We start from the raw sequence: 15,626 nt of genomic DNA on the forward strand, positions 1-15,626 counted from the left end.
TAATGTGAACTGGTGATGATATTGATAACGCTTTATTTTTGATCTCCTTTACAATAAAAGTAGTTAAGTTATTACTTAATATGCTTGATATACAGCTTGATTTGTTCGATATCGTCGATTTAAAACAAAATGGATGGAGCAAAGAAAGCGGCAGGCAATCGATCGATTATTATTGATCTCTACAAACCTGAGTTGAGCATATTGTACGAAGTCTCAAAATAATAACTAGTGATGGAGGGTGCTCACGATGTCATTTAAAGTAGCATTTATTGGAGCAGGAAGTATCGGTTTTACACGTGGACTATTACGGGATTTACTCGCTGTGCCGGAGTTTGCCAGTATTGAGATCGCTTTTAACGATATTTCTCAGCATAATTTAGATATGGTTACACAGTTATGCCAGCGCGATATTACGGAAAATGGACTGAATATTACGATTCAATCGACAACCGATCGACGGGCGGCGCTTCAGGATGCTCGGTATGTTATTTGTACGTTTCGGGTAGGGGGTCTGGAAGCGTTTGCGACCGATATCGATATTCCGCTTAAGTATGGAGTGGATCAATGTGTAGGCGATACATTGTCAGCTGGCGGCATTATGTACGGTCAGCGCGGCATTGCGGAGGCGCTAAACGTTTGCCGTGATATTCGTGAAGTGGCTGCGCCGGATGTGCTGCTGCTTAATTATTCGAACCCGATGGCGATGCTGACATGGGCGTGCAATACGTATGGAGGCGTGCGGACGGTAGGACTCTGTCATGGTGTGCAGCATGGTCATCATCAGATTGCGGACGTATACGGTCTGGACAAACAGGATGTAGATATCGTTTGTGCAGGCATTAACCATCAGACATGGTATATCAAAGCTTCGCATAAAGGGCGCGATCTGACCGAGGGACTGCTGGACGCATTTCAGCAGCATCCCGAATACAGTCGCACGGAAAAGGTACGCATTGATATGCTACGACGGTTTGGTTATTACAGTACAGAATCGAATGGTCATCTGAGTGAATACGTACCGTGGTATCGTAAGCGTCCGGAAGAGGTTGCAGATTGGATCGATACGAATAGCTGGATTAATGGGGAGACAGGCGGCTACTTGCGTGTGTGTACCGAAGGTCGCAACTGGTTTGAGACCGATTTCCCAAACTGGATGAAAGAAGAGCCAAAGCGCTTTGCCGCAGAGGAGCGTAGCGAGGAGCATGGTTCGTACATTATCGAGGCACTGGAAACAGGGCGCGTATACCGTGGACACTTTAATACGATCAATCGCGGTATCATTAGTAATCTGCCGGATGATGCCGTGATTGAAGCACCGGGTTATGTGGATCGTAACGGTATTTCGATGCCACATGTGGGCGCGCTTCCGCTCGGTCCGGCTGCGGTCTGTAATGTGAGCATTTCGGTTCAGCGTCTGGCGGTTGAAGCTGCTGTGCATGGCGACGATAAATTGCTGCGCCAGGCGTTCATGATGGATCCGCTCGTTGGCGCTGTATGCAATCCACCGGAAATTTGGCAAATGGTCGATGAGATGCTGGTCGCAGGTGAAGAGTGGCTGCCACAATATGCTGATGCGATTGCAGCCGCGAAGCAGCGTTTGCAGGAAGGGCCACTGCTGCCAGCTCGTGAATACACAAGCACTACGCGCCAACATGTGAAAACAGTCGAAGAAATGCAGCAAGACCGTGAGGCTGCAAGCCGCAACGCAGGGGAAGCCGACAAAGGTAAAGAACGCGAGAAAATTCAGAAGTGATATGGATGGGCGTACACAATTGCTAATTGGGATCAAAATCATTTTAAAATGGAATCCAACCTGCACACGATTTGGTGCTGAGCGCGATTCGATGCAATATTGCAGTATACGCTCTATATTATTGACTGACAGTATAGATACAAACCATAGATAGAAATAGACCTACAGCATAAATAGAAACTCATGCTCCACGGTAAATGGTTGATTTCCATCCCAGTAAAAGTTATAACCATTCCTAACTAACAGGCGTATCCATTGCTCGATTATGAGCATGTGATCCGCCTGTTTGCCTGTGGAGCGCAAATATATGATATAACCGATCAGAATTGTGCTATACACGTGCAATTCAAACCTTTACGCTTGATAGGTGGGTATAATGGTGAATAGTTACATGAGATGAATTTCGACAGGAGGTTATGCAATATGTCTCAACCGAATGAACGTAAGCTAAACTGGGGAGTCGTCGGCACCGGCGGTATTTCCAACAAATTTATCGCAGATTTACCGTTTACGAGTAATGGTATCGCTTATGCAGCTAGCTCGCGCAGTATGGAAAGTGCGGAAGCTTTTGTACAAAAATACAAGATGAGCCGCGCCTATGATGATTACGACAACATGCTGGCAGACCCTGAACTAGATGCAGTTTATGTCGGTACGCCGCATCCGTTACATAAAGACAATGTGCTCAAAGCGTTGCATGCAGGCAAGCATGTACTGTGTGAAAAGCCATTTACGATCAATGCGGGTGAGCTGGAGGAAATGATCGCGCTTGCTCGTGAAAAAAAGCTATTCCTGATGGAAGGCATGTGGACGCGCTTCCTGCCCCCACTGCGCAAAGTGCAGGAATGGATTCATGATGGACGGATCGGTGAAGTTTTATTAACGAAGGCGGAATTTGGCTTCCGTATGCCCTGGGAACCGGAACATCGCTTGCTCAATCCTGAACTGGGCGGCGGCGCCTTACTGGATACGGGGATCTATCCGGTATCATTCGCTTCGATGATCTTCGGTGCACAACCGGAACAGATTCTAAGCACTGCTCATATGGGCAAAACTGGCGTAGACGAGCAATTTTCGATCATTCTCGGCTACTCTGGCGGACGCACTGCCACATTAAACGGTTCGATCCGCATTTTGCTACCGAATGAAGCTTATATTCACGGCAGCGAAGGCTATATCCATATCCCGCAATTCCTATTCAGCCGCGAAGCTTCCCTATACGTAGAAGGCGAAAAAGTCGAAACATTCACCGATGACCGCGAGTGTGAAGGCTATGCTTTTGAAGCTGAAGAAGCCGGCCGCCTTATTTTGGAGGGCAAACTGGAAAGCGATATGATGCCACTGGATGAATCGCTGGCGATTATGCGTATTCTCGACCAGCTACGCGAACAATGGGGCTTTAAATATTCGTGGGAATAATATGAAATGAAGTGACGCTATGAAGTGATATCATGGCATATCACACAACCCGTTCAAACGAAGCAGTCTGCTATCAGCAGGCTGCTTTTGTGTATAGTCCACTACAGCTGCGGTAAGAAATCTTGGCGCCTGGAAATCTACCTTCACGTTCTCATTTGTAGATTCATATGCCCCACTTCAGATTATTTCCTTATTCATCGTATTACTTGCATGAACAGTTGCTACATGCCACTACCGTTTCCTGGATCACCACTCCTATTTTTACACACAAAAAAATTTCAAATAATATGTACATTCTTTGATACACCTCACCTAAATCGGTTGATATACATAGTAGACTCTGCGTGGCTTAACATTGCTCTAACCTAATTTTACAAACTGCTGCATGTTAAGCGGACACTGTCCAATGAGCATGCGAAACATGCAGATCGTTTAAGTCAGGGCAGTCATTCCATTCAGCAGACGATAATCGATTATTCCAAGCGAGGTGTATCGACATGACATTGGTAAACAATACGATGTACAAATGGGTAAGCTGGCTGCTTGTTATGACGGCGGTAGCGGTGTACGTTCTGTTTCATACGAGAGGAGCGGTATTGTCTGGTATGGTGTTATTAACAGCTGGGATCGTTATCGGGCTGCTGACCTTGCCACGCACACAGCGCATTTCGTTTACGATGTTTTACGTTGTAGCTGTGCCGGTCATTTATTTTATTCGTGCATTTATGTAAGCGTGCCATAAAAGTTTGACAGGGCTGTACTGCAACACTATAGGCGCACGATATGAAGGGATAACACGACAGCTAACACGAACTGTGCAAGCGATCCATAATATATGGGAATTATTTAATTGATAATCGTTCTCATTTTAAAATAAAGATGCTATACTATTCCCGTACAGAAGCGGCGCTGAATGAACAGTCCATGCTATCATCGACTGTTCATTCAGCGCCGCCTTGCGCCTGAGTCCGATTGTAGGATCGGATCAAGCAGCTGGATCACCGTCTACAATAAGCTTATGAAATATGGCGGTAAAAGAGGGGGAAATACATATGCTACGTCGTTTTTTTGCGTATTACAGGCCGTATAAAGGACTGTTTATACTGGATTTTGGCTGTGCGGTTGTTGCGGCGCTGTTGGAGTTAGCTTTTCCGATTGCGGTGCAGCGAGTGATCGATGATTTGCTGCCCGGTGGAGACTGGTCGATTATTTTATGGGCATGTGCAGGCTTGTTCGGTATTTTTTTGCTTAGCTCGATTTTGCAATATATTGTGACGTACTGGGGGCATAAGCTAGGCATTAATATCGAAACCGATATGCGCAAAAAGCTGTTTGATCACATTCAGCGGTTGCCGTTTCGCTTTTTCGATAATGCGAAAACAGGGCATCTCGTTTCGCGTATGACGAGCGATCTGATGGATATCGGCGAGATTGCTCACCACGGACCAGAGGATTTGTTTATTGCGATTATGACGCTGATCGGTGCGTTTATTTTGATGGCTAATCTGAATATGGAGTTGGCGATTCTCACATTTATTATTATTCCATTGATGATTTATTTGTCGATCTTCTTTGGTAGCAAAATGTCGCGTGCTTTCAACAAATTGTTTGGTGATATCGCGAACTTTAATGCGCGTGTGGAGAACAATGTGAGCGGTATGCGTGTTGTACAAGCCTTTGCGAATGAAGATCATGAGATTGCTCAATTCGCTACCGATAACGGTAGTTTTCGTCGCACAAAGCTGATGGCGTACCGTATTATGGCGTGGAACTCGTCGATTAGCTATATTTTGATCAAATTTGTATCGTTGTTCTCGCTCGTATGTGGTACATGGTTCGTACTGGAGCGTGGCATGACGTATGGTGACTTTATTGCCTTTGTCTTACTGTCGAATGTATTCCTGACGCCGATCAAGCAATTGAACGCTGTCATTGAAACGTATCCAAAAGGCATCGCTGGCTTTCGCCGTTATGAGGAATTGCTAAATACCGATACCGAGATTCACGATCTGCCAGGTGCGGTGCCTGCACCTCCGCTCAAAGGAGCGATTCGTTACCGTGGCGTAACATTCGGCTATGAAGGTAAAGAGCCTATTTTAAATGATATCGATCTGGATATTCGGGCAGGCGAGACGGTCGCACTAGTTGGGCCGTCTGGTGCGGGTAAAACGACATTGTGTAGCCTGCTGCCGCGCTTCTATGATATTCAGAGCGGAGAGATTAGCATCGATGGCATGGATGTGCGCCAGATGACCTTATCGTCGTTACGTACACAGATCGGGATCGTGCAGCAGGATGTGTTCCTGTTTGACGGAACGATTCGCGAAAATATCTCCTATGGTAAGCTGGATGCGACCGAGGATGAAGTCTGGCAGGCGGCACGCCGCGCACAACTGGAAACACTAATCCAGTCGTATCCAGAAGGACTGGATACGATTATCGGCGAACGCGGAGTGAAACTGTCCGGTGGGCAGAAGCAGCGTCTATCGATTGCACGTATGTTTTTGAAAAATCCGCCGATTCTCATTTTGGATGAAGCGACATCTGCGCTCGATACCGAAACAGAAGCAGCGATTCAGCAATCGCTTAACGAGTTGGCGGTCGGACGCACGACGCTGATCATTGCCCACCGTTTGGCGACGATCAAAAATGCCGACCGTATTATCGTCGTTACACCGGAAGGCATTGCCGAGCAGGGCGCACATGATGAGTTGATTGGAGCAGGTGGTGCTTATGCACGCTTACATGCAGCACAGTTTGGCGCTTGAGTTTTAAATCGTTAGGATAGAACAGTAGATCGTCCAAACGAACCTTGCTAATTCGATAGGAGTTAGTAAGGTTCGTTTTAATTTTTAGGCTACATATCATTGGAAGTTGACATGGATCTACAACGTCAATCTATTTAAAAATACAATTTGCTTTTTGAGGAGAATCGGTGTGAAAAAACGCTGGTGGGCACTTATGATATGTGTAGGTATCATGGTCATTTTGTTTGCGGGTGTACAGTTTAAGATACACCATTTAAAAGAAGGTTTAAGAGATTATCTGGTTCATCAGCAAAAAGTGGCTGCTTCAGACATTTTAAATATAGATACGCACATAGGAAAATTACCGACATTTCCGATGTATGTCACGTTTCAAGATGAGCCTGATCGAACATATACGTATACCGATCGTGGTGTAGGGCAGTGGGTTCAAATTTTCCCCAATGAAGATGTGATCCAAAAAGGAGGGAAGTTTAAACATTGGGAAGGTGTACAGCAATAAGAACGATGTTTTGAAAATTTAGTGTGGCATACCATGAAATGCCAAAGCCCTACACCAGTTGAGTTAAAAGGCGGATGTAGGGCTTTTATATGGACGTTTACATGAGTTTTTATATGAACTTTTTATATGAACTTTTTATAGACGACAGTAACATCGATATGAAATTATTTTTACCGCAATAAGTTCATTCCTACCGTGGCAAATGCCGCAAAAAATTACCATGCGCAAATCCACGCACCTGTTCCTCGCTATAATGCTTGAGCAGCTCATTGATTACATGTTGCGATTGTCCGGCATGCTCCAGACCCTGCACATGATAGGCAATTCCGTCAAAATCAGAGCCAAGTCCAATATGCTGCACACCGCCGAGTGAGCAGAAGTGATCGATATGCCGCAACAGATCAGCAATACTTACCGGTTCGGATTCACTAATAAAATACGGACAGTATACGACATGAATCATCGCATCTCGCTGAAACATCGCTTTTGCCTGTTCGTCTGTCAGGTTACGCGGATGATCGAAAATTGCGCGTGCATTGGAATGCGAAGCGAATGGATACTGTGCTACTTCCAGCACATCCCAGAACGAGCGCTCGCACAGATGGCTCACATCGGTCAATATCCGATTGCGGTTAAACATCGCTACCAGCTCACGTCCGAACGCAGTCAGCCCCGCTCCACGTTCTTCCAGTGCGCCATCTGCTGCTAGATTGGCGAAGTTCCACGTTAGCCCGACCGAACGTACACCGAGCCGATACAAAATATTCATCTTTTTCAGATCGTTACCGATCGGATCAACGCCTTCTAATGTTAGCAGTGCTCCAATCTGTCCGGGCTGTAGTGCGGCAATGTCTGACCAATCGGTAATATGTATCATATTCGGGTGTTTGCCCAGCACTTCGTCATAGAAATAATGAACCTGATCAAGTGCATTTTGGAAGCGCAGTGGATCAGGTAGCTCCGGGTCGACGAAAATGGCAAAGCCTTGCATCCGAACGTCGCCTTCTTGCAGACGAGTATAGTTCGTATCCAGCTCTGGTGCATCCGTATAGCTGAGCGTTCCTTTGGCGTCCGCGATTTTGTATAGTGCATCACAATGAAGATCGAAAATATGCATCGTTATCGTTCCTTTCCGTATGAATTTGCTTCTTATGTAGCAAAGGCCATAAAATTACTTTACATCATACGCCACTGCATAGATAAAGTACAGGTGAGCTGTGGGTAATCTATAGAGAAGGTGAACCATTTTAGAACGCAATGCCTGCCTATCGTGAGCGATAACATGGATAAGGGCAGGCTGCCATAAGATTGAGGTGTACGATGGAAAAGAAGAAAGGGCGTATTCGGTCATTTATCAAGACGCTGCTCGATCGCGATCAGGATGGACATATCAAATGGGCAGAGGTGTATCTGGCGATAGCAGGCGTATTTCACCGTGCACTGGTGGAGGCACCGCGTAGACGTGCTGCTGTCCGGCGACAGGAGGAGGATTTGCCTGTGTCACGCATGCGCGAGATTCCTTTAGTGCCTGGTGATATTGTGTATACGCCAAGCTCAGAATCGACGTATTATGCTGGTCATATGGGCATTATTGGAAGCGATGGTAGAGTGTATCATGTGCATCCATTTGGGCCGGTATTTTCCGATACGGTAGAATGGTATGTGAAGCGATTTTACAAGGGCGATCGGTTTATCGTCTTTCGCGCTCGTCATGAGGAAGCTGGAATGCAAGCAGCCGTATGGGCGGAAAAGCATGTGCATGAGGTAAAATCATATCGGCTGTATACGAGAATGGACGATATCGAGCATAATTATTGCTCCAAATTTATCGATCAAGCGTATCGATTCACATCCGGTATCGATATATGGGGCAAGGGAAAGCGTAAGTTGCGGCACGGCTATCTGTATCCATTTCGCATCGTCAAATCGAAGCAGCTCCATATGGTAGGTAGCTACTATCGCGAATAGCAGAAAAGAAGAATAGACGCTCATGCCAGGGCATGTCCGCAAACTCGTATAGGTGTAACCAGCACTTCGCCAGGGAAGAAAATAAGGATGGGTTCTAGTGTTAGCGATTTCCTAACACGAGGTACAATAAAAAAGGATTTTTGCGAAGCAAAATATCGCACTGCTCTAGTGTTAGCGATCTTCTAACACGAGGTACAATAAAAAAGGATTTTTGCGAAGCAAAATATCGTACTGTTCTAGTGTTAGCGATCTCCTAACACGACAAACCACAATAAGCTTCCACTCTACAAATTCCTATACGAGACCAGAGTCCGTCCCCTTATTCCTTGCTAGCATGATGTCTGCTCCAGCCAAAACAATGTACGTACACCATCCAACAAAAAGATGCACCGAACAGCCCAATAGGCTATCTCCGGTGCACCTTTTCATTTACTTTGATCTATCAGATGTATAGGCATCGTCATAAACATAGGCACGACTACAATTTCATGCTATCCCACACATACAAAAAGCACTCTATCATACAATCCTACATACAGATAATAAAAAGTTATAAAAAAAGCACGCTACTTATAAAAAAGCGACCTGGTTTTTACCGAGTTCTTTCGCTTGCATCAGCGCTTCTTCGCCGCGCAAAATCAGGTCAGTTGGATGCACGAGCGGATCAGGCATCATCATCACGCCACCGACACTCACCGTAATAAAATCGCTATCTGATGAGGTGCCAGTAGGAATTTGTAGCGCTACTACACTGCTACGAATATCCTCAGCCAGTTGAACGACGCTATCTTTATCTTTGCCACGAATTTGTAACATAAATGTACCACCACTGAAGCGTGCAATCTCGGCATCATAGCGTGAACTGGTCACATTTAATACGTCAGCTACCCATTGTACGCACAGATCACCGCCGTTCAGTCCGTGAATCGCATTGTATTCACGCAGATCGTCAATATCGATCAACAGCAGGGACATCAGTTGATTTTCCTGAATCGCCATATACCAGTTATCCATCAGCTTTTTCTCAAACGCCATTCGGTTGGGCATGTCGGTGAGTGGGTCTGTTGCCATATAGTTTTGCAGCTGGTCGCTCATAATGCTATACGCTTCTGAGATTCCCATATCCTGCGTCGATTCACGCGCAATGATCATCACAGAAGGTTGACCTGCATAGCTGATCGCTGCGAGCGTAATTTCCAACTTGAGCGAATCGCCGGATGTATTTTTGAAGCAGGAGTTGTTAGAGATCATATGAATTAGATTTTGCTCCAGCTGGCTCAAATAATATGTCATATCATCTTTAAACTCATCCTGCACAAATTGTAGGAAGTCGAGTCCGTTCAATTCTTCACTTGTTTCTTTGCCGAGCAATACCGCCGCCTCATGATTGCAATAAATAATATTGCGATGAGTCAGCGTGAAAAATGCCACCGGTGACATTTCCATCAATTGAATATAACGCTGTTCATTACGTCGTAATGTGCGAGCATCCTGCAAGGCTTGCTCCTCCATCTCACGCAATTGATTTTCCGTTTGGCGGTGTACGATCGCTTTCAGCTCAGGCAAAATATTCAATTCTTTCGGTTGCCACGGGAAGGAAGTCGATTGCACCACCTGACGCCATTTTTCAAATGATTTCCGTGGAGACAGGCGGAAGCCGTCATTTTCTTGAATGACTGCCTTCGCTGGATCGCCAGCCCATTCTACAATTTGCAGCACTTCGGGACGGAACCAGATAATATAGTTTTGCAAACCTGGCGAAATCGCCAGATACAATGCACCGGATGCTTTGGCTTTATACGCCCTGGCTGGCTCGTATTCCAGACTGAGTCGGGATGAAGAGTAGATGTAATCGCGCGAGCGACTACCCATCCAGCCTGCCAGTTCACGCACCTGTCCAGGCTCTGGTGTCGTACCATACAACAGCAATTTATCCTGATAGCTGACAGCTACACCGGATGCACTCATAAGTGCAAGTAAGTTATGTTCCTCATCATGCAGCTGTTCAGCGACACGAATCGAGTTCATACTGCCAGTGAAGATGCTGGCAATTCGCAAAGCGGTTTTGCGCAGCTGCCGCTCGGATTCGTAATCGTCCAGTTGTTGTCTTTGATACAGCTCGTTTGAGAAAAACGCACCGAGAAAATTACATAAATTGCGTTTACGATGAGAAACATATTTAGGTGAATAATGATGACAGGTAATCAATCCCCATAGCTGATTGTTATGAATGAGCGAGATCGTCATCGTAGCGCCCACGCCCATATTGTGCAGGTACTCAATATGCAGTGGAGATACACTGCGTAATACCGACAGGCTCAAGTTAAGCGGTCGACCGGTAACAGGCTGGGTTGTTGGAACAATCTCTACAGGAGTGTAGTTCACATCGACGATCAGACGAAGCCAGTTACGTAAGTATAGCTCGCGCGCTTGCTTCGGAATGTCAGACGCTGGATAATGATGTCCTAGAAAAGGCTCCAACCCTGCCTGTTTCGCCTCGGCGATTACTTTCCCATTCCATTGACTATCGAATTCGTACACCATAACACGATCATAACCAAGCATTTCCCGAATCTGATCGGCAGCAGCTTGACTCGCCTCCGCACGACTGCTCGTTTGCTTCACACGACCAAAAAACGTCTGAATCCATTCAAATTCATTGCTGATCATGGACTCGTCTTCAGCAGGGCATTCCATTTCAATAATAATCAAGCCTTCACTTTCATGGAGAACAGCATAGAACTCGATCATCTCGCCACGTACATTCACATGGATCACGATATATTGCAGATCGGATGTGGCTTCCGCCGTCAGGTCACCACTAATTAGCGAAAATAATTGCTCTTCGCCAATGACAGATTCCAGTGGTTGACCGAGCAGTTCATTGGAAGAACGACCTAATAATTCATCGGTATTGGTACTGCATTGCACGATTTTGTGCTCGCTATCACGAGTGACGGCAAGCAACACACCATGCGGCTGAATCCGTCCCGGAATATGGATCGGTTCTTTATCGCAATTGGTCAAATCGATCGGTTCGCTTGTAATGAAGTTTCCATCTGTCAGCAGCGTACGATTGAGCTGCTGATTGTTATTTGCCTCAGCCATATAAGATGGGCCTCCATTCTCATGTTGTGCGTTACATTATGCATTAATCCATCGTTGGAGCAAAGTGAAGGTGTCGCGTGCAGATTGAACGATCTCATGTCGACTTTCATCAGACTGACCGTGTTGTAAAATAAGTTCGCGGAAGCTGAGCCATTGATCACGTGTATGCGGACCATATCCATTAAAATAAGAAATGCCCGCTTCCGGTTCTACTGGCAGAAATTTCATTAATTGCTTCGTAATGATCTGACCGCCCAGTGTCGAGCCTTCGATCACATAAAAGCAGCCAATCAAACGCTCTGCCGTCGAAATATTAGGCAGATCGGTGCACAGCGGAAGCTGTGACAGCTGTTCCTGCGTTAATCCGAGATGAAGCAGATCGCGTTCGAGTAGCGCTGTTTTACCGCGAATATCCATATTGAGTCCAAGCGCCACAGGTAAGCCAGAATGAATCGCTTGTTGCTCAAGCGGCTTTAAAAAGCCATAAAACAGCTGTAAATAATTCGTATACTGAGCTAAAGTCATGCTCTTGTCCATCATAGAACGAGCGTATACATTATTTTCAATCTGTTGGTGGGCATCAGCGGTATCTACACGTAGGCGTTCTAAAATTTCGGTACTCATCGTCAATCATCCTTTACTGATCAAGGTGGTTACGTTCATAATAAACGGTTGGAAGAAGATCGAAAAGCGCCTGTTTGCATAAGGAATCGTTTTCTTTTCCGTTCAGCATTTTCCACTAATCGTTAGGGTATCGTAAACATATCGGCAAATCGACATCTACGCACTTCGTTTGCAGTAGAGTGATGCGAGCATTTGCAATAACAATGACAAAAAGAGCCATAGTCTATTTTATCATGCTAACCGAGCTAGGTAATAGTACAGTTTTAACTATTCAATTCTTCAATCAAGCAAAGAACAGCGTAAATCCAATAAAAATTGGATGGAATTAGTAATCAATACGGGGTGTGTAGCAGAACTTACCATATAATGAAAGTAAACGCAAATGATCGGAAATGACCTGCTTTTTTTGAAGTTATTTCCATGAAAGTGACCACGGAGTCATGAGGCGATTGTACAGTAATAAGCCAAACGCTTCGTATTCCGGCAGATTGATTACATCTGATTCGGAGCAGTGGGGCGGTTGGCTTAGTTTGGTGTGTGCATATCGTAGTTTACTTTAGCTCAGAATGTAAGTACGTTTATCGATTGAGTTTTTACATATAGATTCATCGTATACATCCGTAATATAAGATCGCAATGCAAGTCCGCAGTGCAATTCGTAATGCCATGTTGTAGCATGACTTTCGTGAGTTTATAGTAGCAATTTATATACACGCTCATGATACAAGTTTGTATGAAAGGTCATAGAACTAGTTTGCTATACACATGTACAGCGAAAATCAACAATCAAAAAGCTTATAACAATCTATTGAAGATAATTAAATAATAGATACTAAATTAGGGCATTGAGGCAGAATCGTATGGATGTAAGCTGCACGGAACGTAGGGAAGGAAATAAGGGTAAGGACAACCTTTGAGCGCGGGAATTTACAACTTCCTCCCACTCCGTAGATTCCTGTGCGAGACCGGAATCCGCCCCCTTATTTCTTCCTAGAGTGATTAATGCCTAGCAAAACCAGGCTGCGACGCCCTACGATGGCGATACTAGTCCTGCCGATTCGTTCAGTGCTGGAGCGGAATCGCGAACGAGCACATGAGTTTGCATATGAGCCGTATAATATGGCTGCTGTGGATGACGAATGCGGGAAAGTAGCATTTCCGCTGCACGCACACCCATATCGCTACTGAAAATGTGCACGGTCGTCAGATGCGGCTCCACAATGCGCGATTCATTAGCATCGTCAAAGCCAGTGATGCCGATATCGCGCGGTAGCGACAATCCACGTGTTTTTAGTGCCTTCATGAGCCGGACAGCGATAAAATCATTGGCACATACAAACGCCTGCGGCCATCGATCTAACTGCTCCAGCCGTCGTTCCATCCAATCGGATTCAAAAATAAAGTACCGATCATCGTCCATAATACATAGCGCCGGATCAAATTCGATCTCCTGTTCCAACAGTGCACGGCGGTAGCCGAGCCAGCGTTCATGAAAACTTTTACAATGATGGCGATCACCGACAAAGCCGATTTTTTCGTAACCGCTATCCAGCAGTTGTGTCGTCAGCCGGTAAATGCTGTGTTCATTTTCCATCAATAATACGTCCGCTTGAAAGCTGGAATAATCGGTAGTCGCTGCACAATCAATAAAGATCGCCGGAATGCCCATACGGGTAATCATTTCACTGTAAGCGGCATCAAAAAGCTCGATACAAACAATGCCATCCACAGCAGCACTGTCAAAATTGTTGGGCAATTTACCCGCATCCCGTTCATCGTCACGCACGATATGGATCGATAGATTATAGCCTTCAGAGCTGATCCGTTTCTCCAACCCGCTGATCAGGGCAGAGCCAAAATGCGACGTATTCGGCATATTGGTCGTCAGCAGCGCGATATTGCCGGTTTGCCGTGATAACAGACTGTCGGTTTCCATATAAGCGAATTGCTTGTATTTAAGCTCAATGGCTTTTTGAATGACTTTTTGCCGGGTTTCAGCCGGAATCGAAGGATGGTCATTAAGCGCTTTGGAGGCGGTGTTGCGTGAAATGCCCAGTGCATCGGCAATATGTTGAATCGTTATTTTTTCTCGGGTCATGTCCGTATCCACCTTTGTATTGTTGGGATAAGAAAGCAGGGATCATACTCGATCGCTCATCCCATTGCATAGTTTGAATATAAAGCAGTTTACAGACAAAAGCAATTATTGATGTACAAATGTAAATATAAATTGTGCAAATGAACAGTAATGAAAATCGTTTTTGCATCTTTATTTTTACATTTTATATTGACATATGAACAATAGATTTGTTAAATTGTAAATGAAAAAAGCGACAAATGAATAGGATCGATGGACAAAGCAGGTGCACAGGGCAGTCCAATTTATTTTCAAAGCAATTATGTAAGCGATTACTTATACATGCAATCGCTGCTTTTTCAACAGACATTTGTAGCCAGATCATTACCAATCACAATGAAATGGGGGAACCTGAATGGAAAGCTCCGCCAAAGCAGGCAAACGGCATACCGGACGAACGCTGCTGCATGAGCGTCGTACCAGCGAAGGACGATGGGCACAGCTGAAGAAAAATCGATTTCTGTATTTGCTGCTTACACCCGCGCTCCTGCTGACACTGATATTCAAGTATGGCCCGATGTACGGGGCGATTATCGCATTCAAAGATTTTAGCCCGATTCGCGGCATTTGGAATAGCGATTGGGTCGGATTGAAACATTTTGAGAAATTTCTAACTTCACCGAATTTTGAAACGATTTTTATGAATACGCTTAAATTAAGTGCGTATGGATTGATCTGCGGCTTTCCCATTCCAATTTTACTGGCACTGATGCTCAATCAAATTCGCCGCCGCGGCATCAAGAAAAATATTCAACTGTTTCTGTACGCGCCTAATTTTGTATCGGTGATCGTTATTGCTGGGATGTTGTTTATTTTCCTGTCGCCGACCGGACCGATCAACCAGATCGTGAGCTGGATCACCGGAGCGCCGCTTATGTTTATGACCGATCCCGAATATTTCCGCTGGGTGTACATTTTATCGGACATTTGGGCAACGGCAGGTTGGGCATCGATCATCTATGTAGCAGCTCTTGCCAATGTTGATCCAGAGCTGCACAATGCTGCCAGTCTGGACGGAGCCAGCTTGCTACGACGTATCTGGCATATCGATCTGCCGACGATCAAACCGATTATGGCCATCGTGTTCATCCTGGCAGCAGGCGGTATCATGTCGATCGGCTTTGAAAAGGCGTATTTGTTACAAACGTCGATGAATCTGCCAGCCTCCGAGATTATTGCGACTTATGTGTACAAGATCGGTCTGCAATCCGGCGATTATGCGTATTCCGCCGCCGTTGGACTGTTCAACTCACTCATTAATGTAGTGCTGCTGATCGGCGTGAATCTGATAGTGAAGAAACTGAACGACAATCAAGGGCTGTATTAAATCCATTTTTTAAAAGCTGGCTG

Annotated in this window: 11 protein-coding genes; 7 read left to right on the forward strand and 4 right to left on the reverse strand. The window is 45.4% G+C overall.

The features are described 5' to 3' along the window. The first annotated feature begins 247 nt into the window (after positions 1-247). The 5 genes from AAHF22_RS12615 to AAHF22_RS12635 all read left to right on the forward strand — a co-directional run bounded on the left by AAHF22_RS12615 (position 248) and on the right by AAHF22_RS12635 (position 6,439). Positions 248-1,753 carry an alpha-glucosidase/alpha-galactosidase gene (locus AAHF22_RS12615; protein WP_347325375.1) on the forward strand — a complete coding sequence of 502 codons (1,506 nt, stop codon included), beginning with the start codon at positions 248-250 and terminating at the stop codon, positions 1,751-1,753. A gap of 423 nt (positions 1,754-2,176) precedes the next feature. Continuing rightward, positions 2,177-3,172 (forward strand): Gfo/Idh/MocA family protein, encoded by a 996-nt coding sequence (locus AAHF22_RS12620; RefSeq protein ID WP_347325376.1) that lies wholly within the window; start codon positions 2,177-2,179, stop codon positions 3,170-3,172. Positions 3,173-3,669: 497 nt separating this feature from the next. Further along, positions 3,670-3,903, forward strand: a complete 234-nt coding sequence (locus tag AAHF22_RS12625; protein WP_347325377.1) for a hypothetical protein — start codon at positions 3,670-3,672, stop codon at positions 3,901-3,903. Positions 3,904-4,224: 321 nt separating this feature from the next. Then, positions 4,225-5,940, forward strand: a complete 1,716-nt coding sequence (locus AAHF22_RS12630; RefSeq protein ID WP_347325378.1) for an ABC transporter ATP-binding protein — start codon at positions 4,225-4,227, stop codon at positions 5,938-5,940. Positions 5,941-6,109: 169 nt separating this feature from the next. Next, positions 6,110-6,439, forward strand: coding sequence for a DUF3139 domain-containing protein (locus AAHF22_RS12635; RefSeq protein WP_347325379.1), 330 nt, complete (start codon positions 6,110-6,112; stop codon positions 6,437-6,439). Positions 6,440-6,629: 190 nt separating this feature from the next. Here AAHF22_RS12635 and AAHF22_RS12640 read toward each other — a convergent pair whose 3' ends face one another. Further along, positions 6,630-7,556, reverse strand: coding sequence for a dipeptidase (locus tag AAHF22_RS12640; RefSeq protein WP_347325380.1), 927 nt, complete (start codon positions 7,554-7,556; stop codon positions 6,630-6,632). Between the two features lie 203 nt (positions 7,557-7,759). Here AAHF22_RS12640 and AAHF22_RS12645 point away from each other — a divergent pair, with 203 nt between their 5' ends. Then, positions 7,760-8,407: a hypothetical protein gene (locus AAHF22_RS12645; RefSeq protein WP_347325381.1), complete on the forward strand. Its 648-nt coding sequence runs from the start codon at positions 7,760-7,762 to the stop codon at positions 8,405-8,407. Positions 8,408-8,977: 570 nt separating this feature from the next. Here AAHF22_RS12645 and AAHF22_RS12650 read toward each other — a convergent pair. The 3 genes from AAHF22_RS12650 to AAHF22_RS12660 form a co-directional block, all read right to left on the reverse strand. Beyond that, positions 8,978-11,515: a diguanylate cyclase domain-containing protein gene (locus tag AAHF22_RS12650; RefSeq protein WP_347325382.1), complete on the reverse strand. Its 2,538-nt coding sequence runs from the start codon at positions 11,513-11,515 to the stop codon at positions 8,978-8,980. Positions 11,516-11,551: 36 nt separating this feature from the next. Next, positions 11,552-12,139 carry a biliverdin-producing heme oxygenase gene (locus tag AAHF22_RS12655; protein WP_347325383.1) on the reverse strand — a complete coding sequence of 196 codons (588 nt, stop codon included), beginning with the start codon at positions 12,137-12,139 and terminating at the stop codon, positions 11,552-11,554. Between the two features lie 1,030 nt (positions 12,140-13,169). Further along, the gene (locus AAHF22_RS12660) at positions 13,170-14,237 is read right to left on the reverse strand and encodes a LacI family DNA-binding transcriptional regulator (RefSeq protein ID WP_347325384.1); all 1,068 of its coding nucleotides are present in this window, start codon (positions 14,235-14,237) and stop codon (positions 13,170-13,172) included. Between the two features lie 394 nt (positions 14,238-14,631). On the opposite strand from AAHF22_RS12660, the gene AAHF22_RS12665 reads away from it, so the two are divergent. Beyond that, entirely contained in the window at positions 14,632-15,603 is a 972-nt protein-coding gene (locus AAHF22_RS12665; protein ID WP_347325385.1) for an ABC transporter permease, read from the forward strand. The last annotated feature ends 23 nt before the right edge of the window (positions 15,604-15,626 follow it).

Origin of the sequence: Paenibacillus wenxiniae, from assembly GCF_039822605.1 — a bacterium.
Classification (GTDB): Bacteria; Bacillota; Bacilli; order Paenibacillales; family Paenibacillaceae; genus Saccharibacillus; species Saccharibacillus wenxiniae.